Origin of the sequence: Iodobacter sp. (assembly GCF_025352645.1) — a bacterium.
Classification (GTDB): Bacteria; Pseudomonadota; Gammaproteobacteria; order Burkholderiales; family Chitinibacteraceae; genus Iodobacter.
The window spans coordinates 1-21,193 of record NZ_JANXSO010000084.1 but is presented as its reverse complement, the minus strand read 5'-3'; the positions used below and the strand labels follow the sequence as shown (position 1 = coordinate 21,193).

The following is a 21,193-nucleotide window of genomic DNA, read 5'->3' as shown; positions in this document are numbered from 1 at the left end:
CGCTATTTGGCGGAAATGCAGTACCGATTTAATAGGCGTTTTGATTTATGCGCCCTTATTCCCCGCATGCTGCATGCCTTACTCATTGCTAAGCCTTGCCCGCGAGGGCGATTAACTGAGCAAGAGACATAATCAGGAAATATAATGTTAAGCTTTATGGCTGCAGCAGCCACTGCGGCGATGGCAAACGAAAATTCTATTCATGGGGAGCAGCTACTAACAAACATCCTTTGGAATAGCCAAGCTATTAAAAATTCTTCTGTAGAACTAGATATATCTTCACAGGAAAAGGTATTAAATTTTGAATGGAAACCTGAAATTAAGTCATTTAAGAACAAGGAAAAAAGCTTAAGCATAGAAACAACAGGTCGAACTGATGCGTATAAAATCACCGCCCAGTTAGTCAGCTCCCAGCTCCTTAATACAGCCTCTACGAGGCAAATATCTGTGATTGCAAAATCAGCGGGCACAGTCCTCAATAGAAACGAACCTATTTTTATAGTTGGGGGGGATAAAATGACAGCAGTAGGCACCCCCACCACAATCCCACCGCGTTTAGCAGTGAGCCGCACTGAAACTAAAAAAATTGCCGTTGATTATTTTATTGATATGCCCAGTGACAATACCGCAGTAAAAAACACTAACTCAGCAGAAAGCGATGTGTATACGGGCGTAGTAGAGCTGAGGCTGATTGCTTCATGGCAAAATCATTAAACATACAAAAGCCGCTCATAAATCATGAGCGGCTCAAATAAAAATTTTTACTATTTATGCATTGAATTTATTTCAATTTTGAATTTAGCATAAATAACTCTCTGTCTGATGTGACACCCATTTTTTTAAACGCTGATAATTTTTGTGCGCTAACTGTTTTAATACTTTTAGAAAATTTATTCGCAATGTCTGTCATCTTCATTCCACTTAAACAGCAGCGAATAACCTCCAGCTCTTTTGATGATAATGCTATATACGGATCAATTACTTCATTATCACTGCCTATATATTTTAACTCTCTATTGAGTTCATTCTTAACTTTCTCTGTTAAGTAAGTACGCCCAAGCGCAACCGTTCTTATTGCATGATTTAGCTGCTCTAGTGGCTGCGTTTTACTAACAACCCCTTTGGCTCCTGCCCGTAGCATCAAAGCGATGCTGCCTGCTAACTCAATCGCCGATACGATCAATATTTTACACTGAGGATAGCGTGCGTTAATAAACTGAATAAGATTAAGCCCATCCATCTCACCTATTCCAAGACTAAAATCCATAAGAATGACATGAGGGTAATTTTCCGTCAGCGCAGTAAGTAATTGCTCACTTGTTCCGTAACTGCCAAGCAAAGAAAAATCATTATTTTGCAGTATATTAGCCTCTAGCCCTATTCTTACTACATGATGATCATCTAAGATGACCACACTAATTTTATTCGGCATATATGTCAAATCCATAGAATTTAGAGGAATAAAATATAAACTTAAACATAATCCTATTCTGCATACATACAAAATACGTTCATTTAAATATTATTATAAGTAACATGTTTATTTTAAAAATTAAAGTAAATGTTTCGTCATCAAACTCTTCTCAGTACGCCCCTAATTTAGAGCGGGGAAGACTCCTATATCCCCAAAGTAGTTACAGCGCATTCCATGTGGCCATATCAGGGCAACGCAAGCCACGGGGAGTTGCCACCACGATGATTTAGGAATGCTAAAGCGCTACTGAGTTGATTGATAACATGCAAAAGCACAAAACCCCGCCAATCACTTAGCGGGGTTTTGTGCTTTAAGACGTTAAATTTTATAGCTTTGGCTGAATATCAAATTCAAATTTCCATGTTTTTGCGCTACTTGCTTTGCTTGGATCGGCGTATTTAATCTCAGTGAGATGCATACGGGCAAAGCTGTTTCCTTCTGCTGAGCGAATCATGGTTGCTGCAGTAGGATTGGCCTTTAGCATATGCGCAGCGGCCAGCCCTGCCAGCTTGGCGCTATCCAGCGTGCTGTAATAGTTATACCAACCTGCATCCATAGGCTCAGGATAATTGCCCTTCATCGCAGGGTTGAGTGGCGAGGTATTTTTGTCGCTTAACCACTTGGCTTTTGCAGGTAGTAAATCAGTGGCGGTTAACAGTGCACGGGTTTGCGCTAAGTTATTGGTGTCTGCAAACTTGGCCGTAACCGGCTTGCCATCGGCGGTATAAAAGCCTTCTGGAGTTTTAGCCAATAAAGCAGCCACCGTACCTGCTCCCGATGCACCGCTATTTAGCTTCATGCTGTAGCGGTTAAAGGCCACGTGCCATGTGCCTGCCTCAGTGGACTCTGCGCCTTTGGCTAAATCAAAATATACCCAAGCTTTAGATGCATCGAATGAAGCAGTCCGCTCATTATTGCTGGCACGATCTACCCAGCGGATGCTTGGGTAGCCAGAGGCTGTGCCGCCATTACCACCGTAATATCCTACCACCTGTAAAGCATATTGCTTGGCATCAGCCTTGCTTGCATCATCAGAAATCAAAAACACTTTAAAATTTGGCGAAAGCTTATGATCCCCTGCTAAATCATACTCAAAGGCTGCAGATTTAATGGCATTTGTGCCGGTAAATACGCCATCTGCGTAATCTTTTAAGTAGGAGCTAACATCCAGCGCACCGCTCACTGGGTCTTTCATACCATCTTGCCATTTCTTTAAATCTGCCCAAGTACTATCAAACGGGCTGCCTAATGCGCCGCCCTTAGCTGCACCACTGGTACCGCTATTGGTGAAAAATCCGGTACTGCGACCATCATCCTTCACCTTTAAATCCCAAGCATCACCTTTACAATCTGCAGCGGCTTGCGCATCAATATCGTAACAAAGCTCGCCCAGTTTAGGATCTACGCTCGCCTCCCACACCGCCGTTTTGCTAAAGCCTGCTGTTGGCACAGGTGTAGGTGTGGGGGTAGGAGCTGGCGGTGCAACTACGGCATCACCACTATCGCTACCTCCACACGCACTTAAACCCACGGTCATAGCCAGTAAAGTTGCGGTTAATATTAGTTTCATTGTTCTAACTCCCTTATTAATTGCCCCAGGCAAACGCTGTGCCCAGATAAATAAAACGCCCTGAAATTGGCCCAAAATCATTTTGATTGCTAAAATCACGCTGCACATTGCTTACATTATCAATACCGATATAAGCTTTGATATTTTTGTTTATTTGCTGATTAAATTTAATATCCGCCGTCGTCCAAGCTGCCGAATAATGATCACTACTGATTAATTCTTCACTTTGATAGCGGCTACGCAGAGTGAATTCGCTACCCTCTACTATTTTCCAATCAAAACCCAGCCTTGCCATATGCGCAGGCCGGCGCGTTAGCTCACCGCCACCATTTAAATCTTTGCTCTGATTCCAGGTATAGGAGGCATTAATATTAAAAGGTTTAAAGATGCGCCAATCCAGCGTTGTTTCTAGGCCACGGGTTTCTGTGCGGGCAATATTTTTATAGGTATATTGAGCGATGCCATTATTTTGAACGGCATTCACTTCATCAACCTGAATTAAATCTTTGACCTGATTTAAATACGCATTAACATCTAATGAAAACTGTTTGGATAAAGAAATATTAGCGCCTAATTGCCAGCTATTTGACGATTCTGGTTTTAAATTTGGATTACCCAGCACCATATAGCCCAGTGAACTATGGTCAAATAAGAAATGCCTTTCTTTTAAATTAGGCACCCGATAGCCTTGGCCCACGCTACTGCGTACCACTGCCTTCCAATCACCGCTTTCCCAAATATCGCCGCGCAGGGCAATTTTAGGTGCAGCATGCGCACCGAAATCAGAATCATCCTGCCAGCGTAAACCCAGCACCACCTCCCAGTTATCCCCGATAAAAATATCATTCTGGGCAAATAACTCGCGGCTTTCTTTGCTAACGCGTTGATTGCCATAAAACTCAGAAACACCATTTACGCTCTGGCTTACCCGCTCTTTTCGCCAATCCACACCCAGCTGCCACAGCTGGCCATACCAAGCAGGCAGATCGACCTGAGCGCTTAAGTGATTAAGCTGCTGATTAAAATTGCGCTGCGATATACGGAAATTCTGCGAGTACTCCTGCCCCACGCTTTGATATTGCTCATCCAGCAATTGCAGCTGCACGCGCGTGCCGTTATCAAAGCGGTTTTTTGCACCCAGCACAAAGCGATCACGGCTAATGGTTTCGGTTTTTTCTTGAGGGATCAGTTTAGGTGGCACGTACTGCTGATAGCGCTGTACATCGTCTTCCAGATAACGGCTGGCCTCTAGCCATACTTCGCTATTGGCCTGTGGCAGCCAGCTGAGTTTTGAACCAAATTGCTGGCGCTTTGAAGCATCGCCCTGCCTAGCCCAATCCTGCGGTTTTACTGCAAACCCAGCATCATCAAGGGTGTCGCCACTGACACGTAAGCGCCATTGCTCACCCCCCCCCTCTAGCTTGAACTGCCCGTGTTTTGTGCCCGCATCCCAAGCCTTGCCCGAATCATTTTGGCCACCATAGCTACCCACATCCACGGCTACGCTACCGGAAAAGCCCGCTTGCACGCGGCGGGTAATCACATTAATCACTCCGCCCATCGCCGAGCTACCGTATTGCGCCGATGCCGCGCCTTTAATCACCTCGATATGATCCACTTCGGATAATAGGTACTGGCTCAAATTCACCGTAGATCCGGTGCTAGCCGCAATGGGCAAGCCATCAATTAGCACCAGCACCTGATCGCTACTTAGGCCCTGTAAAGACAGCTCGTAGCCAGATTTACCGTGAACTTCTCTAAGCTGCAGGCCGGGGATATTTTCAATCGCATCTTTTAAAGTGCGAGCGTGGGTTTTTTCGATCTCCTCACGACTGATGACTTCAGTGCGAACCGGCGTATCTTCTACTCGCCTTTCAGTGCGCGTGGCGGTGACCACCACTGCATCTAGCGTGACATCGGCCATCGCCGTTGACGCTATCATCAACAGAGGGAAGCCAAGTTGTAAGCTTTTTTTAAGCGACGTTTGAGTACGGGAAGTAGAAAGCTTAGGATCAGTCACGGAATCAGCTACATTCGAATAATTAATGATAACAATTATCATCTTCATTCGTATTTAGTGTCAATGCCATTCACTTAATATAATCCTCGCGCCTACTCTCTCTTCATAACAGCAGCCGCATTGGCTTGGACGAGCAAGGTCAAATATTGCGACATGGCACGAGTACCATGAGCGATTTTTAACTTTCGTTCCGCCCCAAAATGGGCTAAACCCTTTGCGTGCGAGGGATTTTCCTCGCTCAGCGATGGGGCTGAGCCGGAAAATGGCCATTCACTGCGTTATGCTCCTCGACAATCGCAGTCAATTACACTTTACATGCCTTGTGCCTAGCCATTTTTCGGCTCAGCGCAATTGTGAATGAAACGTCAACAGACCCTAGTCCACTCAAATGACCAAGGAACAATATATGAACTCACGTCGCCACTTTTTAAAGCAGAGCTTAATCGGCTCAAGCGCCTTAATTCTTGCCACCACTCACCCAATCGGCAGCATGGCGCTTGCCGCGCCCAATGATAGCGCTTGGCGAATGCCCGACGAAGGCGAGCCACACGCCGCCACTTGGATGGCCTTTGGCCCCAGCGAAGAGATCTGGGGCAAGCGCTTACAAGCGGGGGCGCAAGAAAATTTAGCCCGCATCGCCCTCGCCATTGCGGCTTTTGAACCGGTAAAAATGCTGGTTAGAGAGGCTGATTACGATAGCGCTGAGCGCCTGTGCGGCTCCAAAATTGAGCTAATTGTTCAGCCTATTGATGACTTATGGGTGAGGGATACCGGCGCGGTATTTGTCAAAAACAGCCAAGGGAAAACCGCAGCGGTTGATTTTAATTTTAATGGCTGGGGCAATAAACAAACGCACGCACAAGATAGGCAAGTGGCCCGTTTTATCTGTACCCACACCAAAACACTAAGACTAGAGACCCAACTTGTGCTTGAAGGCGGTGGCATTGAGGTGGATGGCCAAGGCACGGGCATCATCACTGAAAGCTGCGTGCTGAACGCCAACCGCAACGCAAAACTCAGCAAAGCCCAATGTGAAACCGAGCTAAAGCGCCTGCTCGGCCTAAAGAAAATTATTTGGTTGCCTGGCATCAAGGGCAAGGATATTACCGATGGGCATACTGATTTTTACGCACGCTTTACCAGCCCTGGCGTGGTGGTCGCGGGTTTTGATGCTGATCCCACCTCCTATGATCATGCCGTAACACAGCGCCATTTAGACATCCTGCGTAAAGCCACTGACGCCATGGGGCGCAAACTTAAAGTGGTGGTTTTAGAAGGCCCATCATCGGTGCGTAAGCAGTATGAAAACAAAGAATTTGCCGCAGGCTATATCAACTTTTATGCGTGCAATGGCGCCATCATCGCTCCTGAGTTCGGCGATAATAAGGCAGATCGCAATACCAAAGATACGCTGCAAGATCTGTTCCCTGAACGAGAAATCGTGATGCTAAATATTGATGCCATTGCCGCAGGAGGGGGTGGCATTCATTGCACTACGCAGCAGCAAATTGCCTAACACTAATGCTTGGTATTCACTCGTTTTTAACTTGCTGCGCTTGCAATTTGGGCCATTGCCAGCGCAGCCATACACGCCATTGACGCAAATTTTCCGCCACCGCGCTATCGGGCCAAAGCAGCAAATGGATGCGCTGTGCATCACATTGCAAATGCAACACCATCAGTGCACCCAATACTCGGCTAGAAGGCAGTAATTGCGCGTCTAGCGTCTGCCCATCAGCAAGCGTCAGCCTAAGCGCGCCATCCATAAGGGCTTGTAAACTTACCACTAACAGGCGCCGCCGCTTTAGGCTACAGAACAAAGAAAAGGCCACCACCAGCGTGATGGCCCAAAGCCAAGGCGAAAATAGACAAGCAAGCGCCGCACCGCTATGGCTTAGATAAAGCCAGCGCCTTTCCCAGAGGGAGGGAAAAAGCACAAGCGGCGCAGGGCTCATTCGCTGACTTGAATACTGCCAGATACATTCACGGTTAAGCGGCTTTCACCCGATTCAATCGGGGCATTGGCTACATCAGCAGACTCCATCATGCTGCTTTTCATCATCATCACCGGCTGTGGGCGATAGCCACCGGCGCTGTTGACGTTCACATTAATCATTTTCCAACTTTTAGCTGAAAAGCCTTTTTGAATTAAATTGGCTCTTTGTTTAAAGGCTTGTACGCCTTCTTCAATCAAAGCTTCTTCCGCCTTGGCACGTGCGCCATCGGATACGCTATAGCCAACATTAGCCAGCTGTACGGGCAAGCCACCGGCAACGGGCTGCTGCAACTGGGCTAATAATTTAGATAGCACAGCAAAATCACTGGATGAAATGCGCAATTCACCACGGCTACGCCAGCCTTCTTGCTTATTGGTTTTGCCGTACAAAGGATAAGTTGCAAAGCTGGTTCCACGATTTTGCACTTCTGACTTTTGCTTCACTTGTTTAACGGCGGCAGCGAGCGTTTGATTAATTTTGTCACTTAAGCGGGCAGGGTCAGTATCGCTTAGCTCAACAAACAGCACTGCACTGGCTAAATCATTCGCCACTTCACGCGTAGCGCTGGCTTCTAGATTAACCACATTAAACATGGGTGCTTCGGCCGCGGCGGCAGTTGTGGCCAGTGACGTTAAAATGAATGCTGAAAGTAGGTTCTTCATCAAAGACTCCCTGTTGTTACTTACAAAAAAGCAAAGAAATTACGTCGTTCGTTAAATATTAATGCAAAATAAAAGGGCCATAATTCGCCCTTTTATCCTTAAACCCAAGTACTTCTTGTAATAAAAAACCCGAATAGTTTAATGATAGCCATGATCTGTTGGAGTATTATGGATATCTTCTGCCACAGCATCCATTACGCCAAGATGAACCTCAACGTCAAACCATTCCCAGAAAGTCTTAAGGTTACGTTTTTCTGGCCAATGCTGTTCTTCGGCAACCCAAGATGACAATTCCATTTCAAATAATTTTTCTGCGATTTCATCAATAAACGCAATGCCATCTTCAGTTTCATTTGCTTCAGGAATCAAGATGGAGGTGCAGTCGCAACGGACCTCATCCAACGTCAGCTGGATATCATTTCCAGGTAACTTATTGAGCCAATCGAGAAAAGGTTGCCGTGGCTTAATGATAGCAACCGAGCGATCGACGATAAACATGCGGAACTCCTAGGTTTGTTAATATGTCTCTACCGCTATGCGGCGATTATTCGCAAGATTAGCACGCTGAGTGCTACGCTGTGTTTTCAACGGCATTTTTCCCACCCTCTTTGATAAGCATCATGAATCCAACCACTGATACTCGTACACGTAAGAAAACCAGCTGGCGTGCCGCCATGGTCACCAATCCAAGCGTACCGCCAATCTATGGTGTAACCGTAGAAGTAGCAGAAAACAGTTTGATTATTTTGGCCGACAAAGAAGTAAAAACGGGTACGTCTTGCCATATTTATCTTGACATTCCAAACACAAAATCAACACAAAAAAATTACATTGATTTTACAGGGAATGTAAATAGCTCGGCGCTTATTGGTCAAATCAATATGTTTCGCCATCTCATTCAAGTAAAAGAGATCAGTAACGTGCAGCGCGATAACTTAATCAAAGCGCTCAAAGCCATTTGATTCTTTCACGTAGTAACAACGCTTGCGCACGATCCATCCTCCGCAACACCCATTCTGTTACTAATATAATGGAGAGCAAATTGTAGGGTGGGCAAAGGTGACTCCCTTGCCCACCCTACAAGAGCTTAAATCGATAGGATTGCCCACAATACCCACGAATAAGCCCACTAAGCGCCCCATTAAATGAGACGCTTAGTGCTATTTATGACGGCTTAGTTCTAGTCCTCGGCTTTTTCACCATCACATCCATACCCTCAGGTGTAAGCACTTTCACCACCGCAGCAGCAGGCTTGGCCACGCGTGGCTTTGCAACTCTAGGCTTAGTTGCTGGCTTAGCAGCAGCTTGGGCATCAGGTTTTATGGCTGGTTTTATGGCTGGTTTTGTTACAGGCTTTGTTGCAGGTTTTGCTGCTGATTTGGCTACAGGCTTAGTTGCCACAGATTTGGCTGCGGCAAGTGGAGCAGTTTCCACAGCAGTGCTTGTACTAGCAGGCAGCGGTGCTTTTGCTACCTTACGTACCACCACTTTTTTTACCACATCCAGCACGGGTGTTGGTGCGGCACTCTTCACTTGCTTAACAATTGCAGTGCGTTTTCTGCTGTTGGTGGGTTTTGGTTTTGTTGTAGGGGCAGTAGCCTGCGCATCTTTTATAGCCAGCTCAGGAGCACGTGGCGGTTTACTACGCCCACGCGAAGCGGCGGGCTTAGGCGGCGCATTACGACGCCCCGTTGACACTTCTGCAGGCTGATCGCCCCACTTCGGTTTGTCTTCTACCAGCATAAAATCAATTTTGCTGGTTTCTAAGGAAACACGTGCCACCTTGATTTTAACGCGGCCTGTTATGCGATAAACCTGACCTGTGCGCTCGCCTTTCAGCTCTTTACGCACCTCATCAAAATGGAAGTAATCCGTGCCTAGCTCAGAAATATGCACCAGCCCTTCTACAAACACCTGATCTAGCAGCACAAAGATGCCAAAACCGGTAACGGCAGAAATAACGCCTTCAAACTCTTCGCCCACTTTATCTTGCATGTAATAGCACTTCAGCCAGTTCTGTACATCACGGCTGGCGTCATCCGCACGGCGCTCGGTCATTGAGCACTGGGTGCCTAAAGCTTCCCACTTCATGGCTGGCGTATATTTCTGCCCAGCCAAGATGGCTTTAATGGCGCGGTGCACCAGCAAATCTGGGTAACGGCGGATTGGCGAAGTAAAGTGAGTGTAAGCCTCGTAAGACAAACCAAAGTGGCCTTTATTGCCTGGGCTATACACCGCTTGCGAAAGCGATCTAAGCAACATAGTTTGCAAGAGCGGCGCGTCATCTCTTAGCTTGATTTGCTCTAGCAATACTGCGTAATCACCTGCCGTTGGCTCATCACCGCCCTCCAAAGTTAACCCCACACTTTTTAGATAAGTGCGCAGGTTTTCCATTTTTTCTGGCGTTGGGCCTTCGTGCACACGGTAAACGCATTCGTGCTCTTTGGTGATCAAAATATCTGCAGCACACACATTGGCAGCCAACATGCATTCTTCGATCAGCTTATGCGCGTCATTGCGGATAACCGGCACAATTTCTTTAATTTTGCCGTTCTCATCAAAACGCATTTCAGTTTCAATCGTTTCAAAATCAATCGCACCGCGCACCGCCCGCGCTGCCGAAAAAGCCTTAAATAAGGCGTAGAGTGTATCGATCTGCGGCAACACATGCTGATATTGCTGAGCGATCTCGCCATCAGGATGCTGCACCATATCCCATACCTTGGTATAGGTTAGCCGCGCTTTAGAATGCATCACCGCTGGATAAAAGCGGTATTTCTTAATCGCGCCTTTGGCTGAGACTTGCATATCGCAAACCATACAAAGCCGCTCTACCTCAGGCATCAGCGAGCAAATACCATTAGACAGCGCCTCGGGCAGCATAGGAATCACGCGGCGCGGGAAATACACCGAATTACCGCGCTCAATCGCGCCCACATCCAGCGCGTCGCCTGGTAATACGTAGTGGCTCACATCCGCAATCGCCACGATCAGCCGCCAGCCCTTGCCTTTTTTCTCTGCATAAACGGCATCATCAAAGTCTTTAGCCGTTTCGCCATCGATGGTTACCAGCGGCAAATCGCGCAGATCTTCACGCTCAACCGTGCCGAGTACGTTTTTCCAATCTTTTTTACGCACCTTAGTCGGCGTGTCTTCCCCTTGAGCTAGCGCTTCAGCGGAAAACTCGTGTGGCAGATTATGTTTACGCAGCGCAATTTCGATCTCCATCCCCGGATCGGCATAATTACCCAGCACCTGTACCACACGGCCCACGGGTGGTGAATAACGCGATGGCTGTGTAACCAGCTCCACCATCACCACCTGCCCAGACTCCGCACCCATGCTGCCATTAGGCTCCAGCACAATTTCATGGCTGATGCGTTTATCTTCAGCCGTCACCGTAAATACACCGTGATCGCTATGTAAACGACCAACTAATTTAGTGGTGCTGCGCACCAGCACTTCAACAATACTGCCTTCACGGCGGCCACGGCGATCCAAGCCCATTGGGCGTATTAATACGCGATCGCCATGTAAAACTTTGGCCATTTCTTTTGGGCCAAGATAAAGATCACTGCTGCCATCATCTGGCACCATAAAACCAAAACCATCGGCGTGGCCCTGTACACGACCTTGCAATAAATCCAGTTTATCGGGCAGGCATAAAGCGCCTTTACGATTAATCATTACCTGGCCTTCGCGCTCCATCGCGGCCATGCGGCGATGAAACTGCGTTTCTTCCTCAGGCAAAATGGCCAACATGCTCATTAATTCATTCACAAAAATTGGCGCGCCGTGCTCGGTTAGCACTTGCAGTACAAATTCTCGGGAAGGGAGGGGAAATTCATAGCGCTCGCGCTCGCGCTCAAGAAATGGATCGGACGCGCGTATGCCTTTGATTTTTTTAGAACGGCCGCTCATTTGCTGGGTCTCCTGATTTGGAATAGTGGAAATTTTTAAAGATTTCTTCAGTATATTTCTTGACATAGTGTCTGCTTTTAACAATAATCGCCTCCTCTTAAGTGAGGCGCAGCAACATTCTAGCGCTTTATAGAGCGCCCAGGTGGCGGAATTGGTAGACGCGCATGGTTCAGGTCCATGTGCCTTAGGGTGTGGAGGTTCGAGTCCTCTCCTGGGCACCACGTTTTATAAAATTCACTTAAGGCACAATAAACCAGCGCTGCAGATAAACAGCTGGTGATTAAGTTATAAAATACAATAGCAATGCCCAGATGGCGGAATTGGTAGACGCGCATGGTTCAGGTCCATGTGCCTTAGGGTGTGGAGGTTCGAGTCCTCTTCTGGGCACCAAATACAAACGTAGACGAAGCTAATTTAAAATTCAGCGACATAATTCAATATTTAAATAGCAACATCCATGGCAGCAAATGCATCATAAATTTGCAGTAAGCGCCCAGCCTACGCTGGGTTTTTTTACGCCTATTGCAATACCCACCACTGCAATATTCCCAGCAAAACACCAGTTAGCACTTTAAAATCAGCATTTACAGCAAATAACACCCGCCTACCGCATAATTGGTTAATATTTACGACATATGTCATCCAATTATAGTGCGTACCCATGACTGACCTAATCAGCAATTCTAAAGTGCTTATCGCTGATGACGCACCCACAATTCGTCAATCATTGCGCATGACGCTCGCCCAAATTGGCATTAATCGTGTTGATACCGCCAGCAGCGTTGGCGAAACACGCCGCCGCCTGCGCAATGCAGAATACGATGTTATTTTATGCGATTATGATTTTGGCGAAGGAATGAATGGCCAAGAATTACTAGAAGAAATACGCAGAAGTGGCGAGCTCCCGCTTAGCTCAGTATGGTTTATGATTACGGCCGAAGCATCCTACGAGAAAGTAGTAGCGGTTGCAGAAGTTGGCCCCGATGATTACCTTATTAAGCCCTTTACCGGCCACCAATTAATTACTCGGCTTCAAGTTGCTTGGAAGAAAAAAAAGGCGCTCCAGCCTATTTTCACCTGTATTGAGCAAGACAATCCATTAGGCGCCATCGAAGCCGCACGCCTATTACTTGCCCAACCCGATATCCCCTATAAATCTGATTTATTGCGTCTTCTTTCCACCCTACTTATCGAAAGTAATCAACTTGATGAAGCCCGTATTTTATTTGAAGAAATCCTTTCCACCCGTTTAATTCCCTGGGCAAAGCTAGGATTAGCCAAGGTATATAACAAACAAGGCAATAAAACCAAAGCAGATCAGCTATTACAATCCTCCATCATTGAAAACAGCCAATACGTAGACGCCTACGAAGAATTAGCTAATATGTATATGAATGATGGGCGGTTAGATGAAGCCATGGTGGTATTTGATAAATGCCTAGCCATTACCCCAAACAATATCAGCCGTCTACAAAAAGCCGGCAATCTAGCCAATATGCTGGGCGATAGTGGCAAGGCCAAACTATTACTTAGCCGCGCCGTCAATTGTGGTGGTAATTCATCCGCTCTTTCTGCGAATACTATTTTGCAACTCGCCATCGCCGCAAAAATTGAAGACGATCTTGGTGACGCAGAAAAATACCTACGCATGGTGCAAGAACGCGTGCGCAAAGATGACACGGCCGAAAATAGAATTTCAGCTCACCTTGCTAGCGCTATTTTTAGCGGAAAAACAGAAGACCTCAGCAAAATAGAAACCAGCATGACCGGGGATGATTTTAATATGGAATTGGCCATCAGCTTTATTATGACGGCCCATTTAATTTGCCCTCCTAGCAATGAAAACGAAACCCCCAATAACAGCAATCCTCCCTATCGCTGGCTCGCTATTATCGCTAAACGATTTGTGACCACTAAAAACATCTCAGGCATATTGGAAAGTACCGCGAATAAAAGGGGTATTTGGCGGCAATTTATCCAACAAACAGGACAAGAAATCACCGATATTAATAATACCGGCGTGCAGCTTATGCTTAAATCTAAGCTAGAAGAAGCCGTCACGCTCTTAGTGCCAGTAGCACAAAGCACCCGAAACTCTAGGCTCACACTCTCCGCAGCACATGCCAGCATTAAATATTTAAAAACAGGCCTTGCTGACAAAGACACTCGTACATCATTACTTAAAACTGCGAGTGATCTGATCTACCGCTTGCAAGGGCATATAGAAGACAGTATTTTACTGAGCCTGCAGGCCGATTTAGACGACTTACTCAGCAGCAAACCAAGCACACCTCAAGAAGACAACAATTCCGCCGCACGATAAGCCCATTATAAAGTATGGACTTGTTTAGCAATATCTATACAATCTAGATATATCTAATTACTGTAGATGTTGCTAAACATGCGCACAAAAAGCAATCCTGACTGGCACTTTCAGCGCCCAGAGCTGGCTGACTTTTACCTAAAAAGCTTCGCACTTAAATTGAGCAATAGCCGTGCCCTGTTTGCGCGGCGGCGCATGGGAAAGACCGAATTCTTACTGCAAGATCTCGGCCCTGCGGCAGCCAAGCAAGGCTACCGGGTGATTTATATCAATCTATGGGAATGCAGAGACAATACCAGCGAAGGCGTGGCTTCCAGCGTCATCAATAGCCTGCAAAATAGCGATGGTTTTTTAGAACGCATCAAAAAAATCAGCAGTAAGAAAATTGGCACAATCAAACTAAACGCCAAAACACCGATGGCCGAAGGGAGCTTTGAAACGCGCTTTGAAGCTGACAATAGCACCGCTAATTTAATGAGCAATATGTGGCAGCAAATCGATCAATGCCAAGACACTATTTTATTATTGATTGATGAGGCACAAATTTTAGCCAGCGCCAATAATAGCGATCTAGCCGCCGCATTACGTGCGGGCTTAGATGTGCGCAAACAAAAAATTCACGTCATCTTTACCGGCAGCAGCGAGCACACATTAAGGGATATGTTTGCTAAATCGAATCAACCATTTTATAACTGGGCCCCAGTTGAGCCATTTCCGCTATTAGACAATCTATTTGTCCAGCATATGATTGCGGTAAGTAATCATATTCTTGATAGCAATTATCATCTCAGTGACCAACAAGGTATTGAGGCATTTAATCAGCTGAAACAAACACCAGAATTATTTAGACGTTTTTTAGAAGAATATCTTATACGCCCTTTTCATGGCTGCCAAAGTGCCATAGAAAATGCACTGGCTAAAACCTATACCGATCAAGGCTTTGATAGCCTATGGAATGAGCTATTACCTGTAGATCGAATCATTTTGCAATCAATCGCAGCAAGGCAAGAAAGTTTAAGTAGCAAAAGCACCCGCATTAAACTTGGCCAACATTTAGGGCTGGCGGAACTTGCCAACCACACCGTAAATAATGCCTTGGCAAGGCTATTTGAAAAGCAGCATTTATCTAGAGAAGATCGTGGGGTTTATCGTTTTGAAGACGATCATTTTGAAGAATGGGTAAAATTAGAGCACCCACTACCCACTTGATACTGGCCTGTTAAGGGCCAGTGCAATTATAAATTAAACGCCAACAGCTCCGGCCTAAAACCCGCTTTGCGCCTTGTCTGCACGCCAAGGCCGCATAAGACGCTGCAGCCAATAAATCAAAGCCACTAACAAGCACGAAACCAATCCTCCTTAAGGCTATTGATGCTAATTGCAGTGATCTTGGATAGTTGTCTTGCCTTATTAATTAATGCCCATACTCCCCGCCTTACAAATCATCGAAAAACTTCGCACCAGCCCAGCCAAAAGGGAGTTGCAATTACAAATGCCACATCACCGGAATATGCCATTGACATTAAGTAAGGTGCATAGCAATCTAGCGCAAATTAGACATCCAGCAAAAATAAACTATATTCAACAAGCAAGTACTGAATAAATACTTTCTTACAAATAAGCTTTCTAGAAAATATAATTTAATTTTAAATACTAACATAGCAGCAAAAAATATGGATTAAAAAAGCTTTGGGAAACGCTGGTCAATTTAGTTTTGTCATTCCCGCGCAAGCGGCGATCCAGTGACGCGGCTGGATCCCTAGCAAACACACTCGGGAATGACGATTTAATCAGAACTCACTTAGCAAAATTTATTATTTTTAATACCACGTAATATAGAAACAGCAACACCATGGATTTATTAAAAACATGCCAAGCGCATTTGAACCATATCTCTGGGGATGAACATGTCATTACGTTTACGTTTAATTATCATGAGTGCCCTAGGCATTATCGCGGTTTTAATCATCAGCCTGCTCGGGCTAAATGGCATCTATCAAGCCAACCAGACCATGAACAGCATCTACCTAGACCGTGTTGTTCCCTTGCGTGATTTAAAAAGCGTTGCCGATCTCTATGCCGTTAATATCGTTGATACCAGCCATAAGGTGCGCAATGGCAGTCTCAGCACAGACAAAGGCATTGCCTCTATCCAAGCAGCCGAAGCGGGGATTGCCCGTGACTGGGGCAACTATATGGCAAGCCAAATGGATGCAAAGGAGAGCGCGCTTGCCAAAGAGAACGAGCAGCGGATGAAGCTAGCCAATCAAGTCAGCAGCAAACTAAAACAAGCAATGGTAAACAAAGATAGCGCGGCACTTGACCAGCTCGTCGTGCATGAAATGTATCCCGCCATCGAGCCCGTTTCCGATAAAATTTCTGAACTCACCACATTACAACTTGATGTAGCCAAGCAAGACCACGAGGCCTCTGTTCTCGCCTATGCATCCACCCGCAACTATAACCTCATCATCGTCCTTTTGATTACGCTGACATTACTGGTGTTCTCTGCATGGCTGATCAAAGACATTAGCCATGCAGTGCGCAGTGCCACGCAATTTGCCGGCATCATTGCCGCTGGCGATTTAAGCAAAAGCAAGCCAAATGCAGGCAAGGATGAATTGGGCCTGCTATTGGATACCCTAAGCGAGATGCAAAATAGCCTACGCGGCGCGGTACAAAACATTGCGCATAGCTCAAACGCCATTGCAAATGCATCCAATGAACTTAGCCAAGGCAGCAACCAAACCTCTTCGGCGATTGATTTACAAAACCAGGCGTCCGCCTCGCTGGCCTCTTCGGTAGAAGAAATGACCGTTAGCGTATCCATCATTACCGACAACTCCGAAGAAGTCAGCGCCTCAACTGATCTAGCACTGGCGGCCACCCAAACCAGTAGCCAAGTCATTCAATCCACCCAAGCCGCACTCAGTAAAATGAGCGGCACCATTGAATCGGCCACCCAGCATATTATGCAATTGCAGGATCGCTCAAATGCGGTTGGGCAAATTGCTCGGGTGATTCGAGATATTGCCGATCAAACCAATTTGCTGGCGCTCAATGCCGCGATCGAAGCCGCCCGCGCAGGGGATATGGGACGCGGCTTTGCCGTAGTAGCCGATGAAGTCAGAAAACTCGCCGAGCGCACCACCCAATCCACACTAGAGATCAACGAAACCATCAACGCCATTCAAACCAGCACCAGTACCGCAGCTACCATCATGAATCAAGCACTCAGCGAGGTGCAGCAAGGTGTGCAACATGCAGGTGCCGCCGCAGACTCAGTGCAAAGCAGCCACACCGCAGCCAAATCTGTACATGCCGCCATTCATGCCATTGTGGATTCACTCAAGGAACAACGCCAAGTTTGTAACTTAATCAGCCAAAATATCGAGCGTATCGCGCAAGCCAGCGAAGAAAACAATCATGCCGTACAGGCCAATGCCGAAACGGCGCTTCATCTTGATCGTGAAGCGCTTAATCTAAAAACCGTAGTCGCCAAATTCAACCTATAAACCACGCGGGTGAGGCCCCCTCACCTGCTGGCTCTACTCATGCGGATTAGCCATATCCAGCAAGACGGGTTTTAACACACGCACGGCTTCTTTTGCCTCTAAGCTGATCAAAAACCCACGCTTACCGCCGTTGATATAAATCAGCCCTAACTCTGCAATACTATCTTGCATATACACCGGCATGACCCGCTTCGTGCCAAAGGGTGATGTACCGCCCACCATATAGCCCGAATGCCGATTCGCCACCTCTGGCTGGCAGGGCACAATATGTTTTACTTTTAAACGCCGTGCTAAATTCTTGGTTGAAACCTCGCAATCGCCGTGCATCAGGACAATCATCGGCTGCTTTTTATCGTCTTCCATAATCAGCGTTTTAATCACCACATGCTCATCCACCCCTAACTCTCTGGCCGATGCGGCCGTGCCGCCTTTTTCTTCATAGGCATAAGGGCACTCGGCATACGCCACTTTGTGCAAGCGTAAGGTACGAATCGCTTGGGTGACCGGCATTTTTTCGCTCATTGACTACCTCTTTATTCTTCTAAAGCGTTACAATACCCGACTAAATTACTCGGGCTTAAGGCGCTTATTTCCCATGCTACCGCTTACATTTGACCAACTATCACTGAGCCCCCGCTTTGGCCGCCTACCTAGCCACTTTTACTCGCGGATTCAGCCAACCCCTCTGCCAGCGCCCTATTTAATTGCGTGGAATCAGCCGCTCGCCAGCGAGATGGGGCTAGCTATGGATGCCAGCCAGCATCCAAACTTAGCCGATTACCTCTGCGGCAATCGCTTACCCACCAATAGCGAGCCCATTGCCAGCGTGTATTCAGGCCATCAGTTTGGGGTGAATGCGGGCCAGCTTGGCGATGGACGCGCTATTTTAATTGGCGAGTTCCAAACTGCAAATGGTGATTTTTGGGAAATGCAGCTCAAAGGCGCTGGGCCAACGCCTTATTCCCGCCGTGCCGATGGCCGTGCGGTGCTTAGATCCTCGATCCGTGAGTATCTATGCTCAGAAGCCATGCAAGGCTTGGGCATTCCCACCACCCGCGCCCTAGGCATGGCCGGATCAGCCCAAGGCGTTTGGCGAGAAAGCTTAGAAACCGCCGCTGTGGTCTTACGTGCGGCCCCCAGCTTTGTGCGCTTTGGCCATTTTGAACATTACCGCAACGATATTGATTCACTGCAAATACTGGCCGATTGGGTGATTGAGCATCACTACCCCAGCGCCAGCCAAGCAAGCAATCCCTACGTAAGCCTACTAGAGCAAGTGATTGAGCGCACGGCGGTGATGATTGCCAAGTGGCAGGCAGTGGGCTTTTGCCATGGGGTGATGAATTCCGACAACATGAGCATCCTAGGGCTTACCCTTGATTACGGCCCTTTTGGTTTTATGGATGGCTTTGATGCGGGCCATATTTGTAATCACTCTGATGATACGGGCCGCTATAGCTACCAAAATCAGCCAGAAATGGGGCTATGGAATTTACAATGCTTAGCCCAAGCGTTATTGCCCCTAATGGATAGAGCCGCCGCCCTTAATGCCTTGCAGCAATATCAAAGCCATTTTGAAACGCACTTTGCTGATTTACTGCGGCAAAAACTGGGCTTATTAACCTGGCAAGAAAGCGATTGGGGCTTGATCACGCAGCTTTTTGCTCTGATGCACGCCGCCCATACCGATTGGACCTTCTTCTGGCGCAACTTGGCAAACATGGATAGCAGCCTGCGTAATCACTTTTTAGATCGCTCTGCCTACGATATTTGGCTTGCCGATTATCAACTCCGCCTCAGCAGCGAAGCGCGTAAGCCCGATGAGCGAATCGCCGCCATGAATCAAACCAACCCAAAGTATGTGTTGCGCAACTATCTGGCCGAAATAGCCATCCAAAAGGCCCGCGATGCGGGGGACTTTAGTGAAATCAACCACTTACAGCACTGCCTTATGCAGCCATTTGCCGAACAAACCGAATTTGAACACTACGCAGCGCTGCCGCCCGCATGGGCAGCACAGATTGGTGTTTCTTGCTCGTCGTAAGCAGAGTAAATATTTTCAGAACTTATTTTCTGCAACACGCCTGAAATCAAAACAGAGTAGGGGCGTTTTGGGGCATAATCGGCCCGTCATCACTCATTCCACCCCATCATGCCCGATATTTTTAGTGGCCTTGACTATGGCGTTGCCATTAGCTTGGTTCTGGCCCTTGGCTTTGTTCTTAGTTACGAATTTATTAACGGCTTCCACGACACGGCCAATGCCGTGGCGACGGTTATTTACACCAAAGCCATGCCTCCTCACCTTGCCGTCATTGCATCAGGCATTTGTAATTTCTTTGGCGTCATTTTGGGTGGCCTCGGTGTGGCGTATGCCATCGTCCATCTATTACCGGTGGAGCTACTGCTCAATGTAGGATCTGGGCAAGGGCTAGTGATGGTGTTTTCACTATTAGCCGCTGCAATTATTTGGAACCTAGGTACTTGGTATTTAGGCCTGCCTGCTTCTAGCTCGCACACGCTGATTGGATCTATTCTTGGCGTTGGCTTGGCACACGCTTGGATGAGCGACATGCCCTTGCTAGAAGGGATTAACACCCAAAAAGCCATCGACATCATGCTATCGCTGCTGATTTCGCCCACCGTTGGTCTTTTGGTGGCGGGTGGTTTATTGCTACTGCTAAAAAAATTCCGTGCCGATTCACGCATGCACAACACCCCAGATGAGCGCAAAGCGTTGGATGGTAAGAAACACCCTCCTTTCTGGACTCGCGTCGCCCTCATTGCTTCTGCAATGGGAATTAGCTTTGCCCACGGCTCCAACGATGGGCAAAAAGGCATTGGCCTATTGATGCTGGTTTTGATTGGTATTGTACCTGGCAAATTTGTAGTGGATATGCAAAGCACCACCTATCAAATTGAGCGCACCCATGATGCAGCGCTGCATTTACAGCAGTTTTACAGCCGCAACAGCTACCGCCTAAATACCTATATTGACCCTAATGCGCAGTCCCCATTACCACCACAATTTAAGTGCGACACCCAGCAAACCATGCCGGCAAGCAACGAGCTAGTCAGCAAACTGGCTGGGGTTCACAATTATGAGCAGCTATCCGAGGCCGAGCGCATCCGCACCCGCCGCCTATTGCTCTGCCTTGATGACACAGCAAAAAAAGTAAGCAAATTACCTAGTATTACTTCTACAGAAAAAGCAGACCTTGATCGCCTGCGTAAAGATCTAGTGGCAACCACTGAATACGCCCCTTCGTGGGTAATTGTGGCAATAGCCCTAGCATTGGGCCTAGGCACGATGATTGGCTGGAAACGCATTGTGCTCACCGTGGGTGAAAAAATCGGCAATAAAGGCATGACGTATAGCCAAGGTGTTGCGGCACAAGTCACCGCAGCGGCGGCCATTGGGATTGCCAGCCTAACCGGCATGCCTGTTTCTACCACGCATGTATTATCTTCTGCAGTAGCAGGGACCATGTTGGCCAACCGCAGCGGCCTACAAAGCCAAACCGTCAAAAACATCTTAATGGCTTGGATATTAACCCTGCCCGTATCGATGGCACTGGCGGGCGGCTTATTTATTGGCGTAAGCCATTTAATAAAGTAAGAAGCAAAGCCACCATGCAAAAAGCCATGTCAATGACATGGCTTTTTTGTTCAGCAAAACAAAAAATGTAGGGGCGCTGCTTGCTGCGCCCT

16 protein-coding genes, 2 tRNA genes and 1 pseudogene are annotated in these 21,193 nt (G+C 47.2%); 11 read left to right on the top strand and 8 right to left on the bottom strand.

Translation table 11 applies throughout. From position 1 onward, the window contains the following. Both Q0R17_RS10025 and Q0R17_RS10020 read left to right on the top strand, forming a co-directional pair. Positions 1-132, top strand: a pseudogene (locus Q0R17_RS10025) (IS1595 family transposase); the annotation flags it as partial. A gap of 12 nt (positions 133-144) precedes the next feature. Continuing rightward, positions 145-714, top strand: coding sequence for a hypothetical protein (locus Q0R17_RS10020; RefSeq protein ID WP_293934650.1), 570 nt, complete (start codon positions 145-147; stop codon positions 712-714). Positions 715-781: 67 nt separating this feature from the next. Here the strand turns inward: Q0R17_RS10020 and Q0R17_RS10015 are convergent, their stop codons facing one another. The 3 genes from Q0R17_RS10015 to Q0R17_RS10005 all read right to left on the bottom strand — a co-directional run bounded on the left by Q0R17_RS10015 (position 782) and on the right by Q0R17_RS10005 (position 5,106). After that, positions 782-1,432, bottom strand: a complete 651-nt coding sequence (locus Q0R17_RS10015; RefSeq protein WP_293934648.1) for a response regulator transcription factor — start codon at positions 1,430-1,432, stop codon at positions 782-784. Between the two features lie 367 nt (positions 1,433-1,799). Further along, positions 1,800-3,044 (bottom strand): HmuY family protein, encoded by a 1,245-nt coding sequence (locus Q0R17_RS10010; RefSeq protein ID WP_293934645.1) that lies wholly within the window; start codon positions 3,042-3,044, stop codon positions 1,800-1,802. Positions 3,045-3,060: 16 nt separating this feature from the next. Further along, a complete protein-coding gene (locus Q0R17_RS10005) occupies positions 3,061-5,106 on the bottom strand; it encodes a TonB-dependent siderophore receptor (protein ID WP_293934643.1) in 2,046 nt (681 codons plus the stop codon). A 364-nt stretch (positions 5,107-5,470) separates the two neighbouring features. On the opposite strand from Q0R17_RS10005, the gene Q0R17_RS10000 reads away from it, so the two are divergent. Further along, the gene (locus Q0R17_RS10000; RefSeq protein WP_293934642.1) at positions 5,471-6,580 is read left to right on the top strand and encodes an agmatine/peptidylarginine deiminase; all 1,110 of its coding nucleotides are present in this window, start codon (positions 5,471-5,473) and stop codon (positions 6,578-6,580) included. A 16-nt stretch (positions 6,581-6,596) separates the two neighbouring features. On the opposite strand, the gene Q0R17_RS09995 is transcribed toward Q0R17_RS10000, so the two are convergent. The 3 genes from Q0R17_RS09995 to Q0R17_RS09985 form a co-directional block, all read right to left on the bottom strand. Next, positions 6,597-7,001, bottom strand: a complete 405-nt coding sequence (locus tag Q0R17_RS09995) for a protein YgfX (RefSeq protein WP_293934640.1) — start codon at positions 6,999-7,001, stop codon at positions 6,597-6,599. A gap of 14 nt (positions 7,002-7,015) precedes the next feature. Then, on the bottom strand, positions 7,016-7,723 hold the full coding sequence (locus Q0R17_RS09990) for an SIMPL domain-containing protein (protein ID WP_293934639.1): 708 nt from the start codon (positions 7,721-7,723) through the stop codon (positions 7,016-7,018). A gap of 138 nt (positions 7,724-7,861) precedes the next feature. Then, positions 7,862-8,221, bottom strand: a complete 360-nt coding sequence (locus Q0R17_RS09985; RefSeq protein WP_293934637.1) for a hypothetical protein — start codon at positions 8,219-8,221, stop codon at positions 7,862-7,864. 122 nt (positions 8,222-8,343) lie between these two features. Between Q0R17_RS09985 and Q0R17_RS09980 the strand changes: the two genes are divergently transcribed. Then, positions 8,344-8,685: a hypothetical protein gene (locus tag Q0R17_RS09980; protein ID WP_293934635.1), complete on the top strand. Its 342-nt coding sequence runs from the start codon at positions 8,344-8,346 to the stop codon at positions 8,683-8,685. 202 nt (positions 8,686-8,887) lie between these two features. Here the strand turns inward: Q0R17_RS09980 and rnr are convergent, their stop codons facing one another. Further along, a complete protein-coding gene (gene rnr, locus Q0R17_RS09975) occupies positions 8,888-11,644 on the bottom strand; it encodes a ribonuclease R (protein ID WP_293934634.1) in 2,757 nt (918 codons plus the stop codon). Between the two features lie 136 nt (positions 11,645-11,780). Between rnr and Q0R17_RS09970 the strand changes: the two genes are divergently transcribed. The 5 genes from Q0R17_RS09970 (at position 11,781) to Q0R17_RS09950 (ending at position 17,482) form a co-directional block, all read left to right on the top strand. Then, positions 11,781-11,865, top strand: a tRNA-Leu gene (locus Q0R17_RS09970). Between the two features lie 84 nt (positions 11,866-11,949). Then, positions 11,950-12,034 (top strand) — tRNA-Leu (locus tag Q0R17_RS09965). 271 nt (positions 12,035-12,305) lie between these two features. Beyond that, positions 12,306-13,967: a response regulator gene (locus tag Q0R17_RS09960; RefSeq protein WP_293934631.1), complete on the top strand. Its 1,662-nt coding sequence runs from the start codon at positions 12,306-12,308 to the stop codon at positions 13,965-13,967. Between the two features lie 78 nt (positions 13,968-14,045). Continuing rightward, a complete protein-coding gene (locus Q0R17_RS09955) occupies positions 14,046-15,176 on the top strand; it encodes a hypothetical protein (protein ID WP_293934629.1) in 1,131 nt (376 codons plus the stop codon). Between the two features lie 698 nt (positions 15,177-15,874). Further along, positions 15,875-17,482 (top strand): methyl-accepting chemotaxis protein, encoded by a 1,608-nt coding sequence (locus Q0R17_RS09950; protein WP_293934627.1) that lies wholly within the window; start codon positions 15,875-15,877, stop codon positions 17,480-17,482. Positions 17,483-17,515: 33 nt separating this feature from the next. Here Q0R17_RS09950 and Q0R17_RS09945 read toward each other — a convergent pair whose 3' ends face one another. After that, positions 17,516-18,004, bottom strand: coding sequence for an aminoacyl-tRNA deacylase (locus tag Q0R17_RS09945; protein ID WP_293934626.1), 489 nt, complete (start codon positions 18,002-18,004; stop codon positions 17,516-17,518). 73 nt (positions 18,005-18,077) lie between these two features. Between Q0R17_RS09945 and Q0R17_RS09940 the strand changes: the two genes are divergently transcribed. Continuing rightward, on the top strand, positions 18,078-19,526 hold the full coding sequence (locus tag Q0R17_RS09940; protein ID WP_293934624.1) for a YdiU family protein: 1,449 nt from the start codon (positions 18,078-18,080) through the stop codon (positions 19,524-19,526). Between the two features lie 108 nt (positions 19,527-19,634). After that, complete coding sequence (locus tag Q0R17_RS09935) at positions 19,635-21,101, top strand: inorganic phosphate transporter (RefSeq protein ID WP_293934623.1); 1,467 nt, start codon at positions 19,635-19,637, stop codon at positions 21,099-21,101. The last annotated feature ends 92 nt before the right edge of the window (positions 21,102-21,193 follow it).

Coding starts and splice junctions, on each gene's coding strand:
- Q0R17_RS10005 (WP_293934643.1), bottom strand. CDS start 5,106: ATGATAATTGTTATCATTAATTATTCGAATGTAGCTGATTCCGTGACT.
- Q0R17_RS09960 (WP_293934631.1), top strand. CDS start 12,306: ATGACTGACCTAATCAGCAATTCTAAAGTGCTTATCGCTGATGACGCA.
- Q0R17_RS09990 (WP_293934639.1), bottom strand. CDS start 7,723: ATGAAGAACCTACTTTCAGCATTCATTTTAACGTCACTGGCCACAACT.
- rnr (WP_293934634.1), bottom strand. CDS start 11,644: ATGAGCGGCCGTTCTAAAAAAATCAAAGGCATACGCGCGTCCGATCCA.
- Q0R17_RS09935 (WP_293934623.1), top strand. CDS start 19,635: ATGCCCGATATTTTTAGTGGCCTTGACTATGGCGTTGCCATTAGCTTG.
- Q0R17_RS09940 (WP_293934624.1), top strand. CDS start 18,078: ATGCTACCGCTTACATTTGACCAACTATCACTGAGCCCCCGCTTTGGC.
- Q0R17_RS10000 (WP_293934642.1), top strand. CDS start 5,471: ATGAACTCACGTCGCCACTTTTTAAAGCAGAGCTTAATCGGCTCAAGC.
- Q0R17_RS09955 (WP_293934629.1), top strand. CDS start 14,046: ATGCGCACAAAAAGCAATCCTGACTGGCACTTTCAGCGCCCAGAGCTG.
- Q0R17_RS09950 (WP_293934627.1), top strand. CDS start 15,875: ATGTCATTACGTTTACGTTTAATTATCATGAGTGCCCTAGGCATTATC.
- Q0R17_RS10015 (WP_293934648.1), bottom strand. CDS start 1,432: ATGCCGAATAAAATTAGTGTGGTCATCTTAGATGATCATCATGTAGTA.
- Q0R17_RS09945 (WP_293934626.1), bottom strand. CDS start 18,004: ATGAGCGAAAAAATGCCGGTCACCCAAGCGATTCGTACCTTACGCTTG.
- Q0R17_RS09985 (WP_293934637.1), bottom strand. CDS start 8,221: ATGTTTATCGTCGATCGCTCGGTTGCTATCATTAAGCCACGGCAACCT.
- Q0R17_RS10020 (WP_293934650.1), top strand. CDS start 145: ATGTTAAGCTTTATGGCTGCAGCAGCCACTGCGGCGATGGCAAACGAA.
- Q0R17_RS10010 (WP_293934645.1), bottom strand. CDS start 3,044: ATGAAACTAATATTAACCGCAACTTTACTGGCTATGACCGTGGGTTTA.
- Q0R17_RS09980 (WP_293934635.1), top strand. CDS start 8,344: ATGAATCCAACCACTGATACTCGTACACGTAAGAAAACCAGCTGGCGT.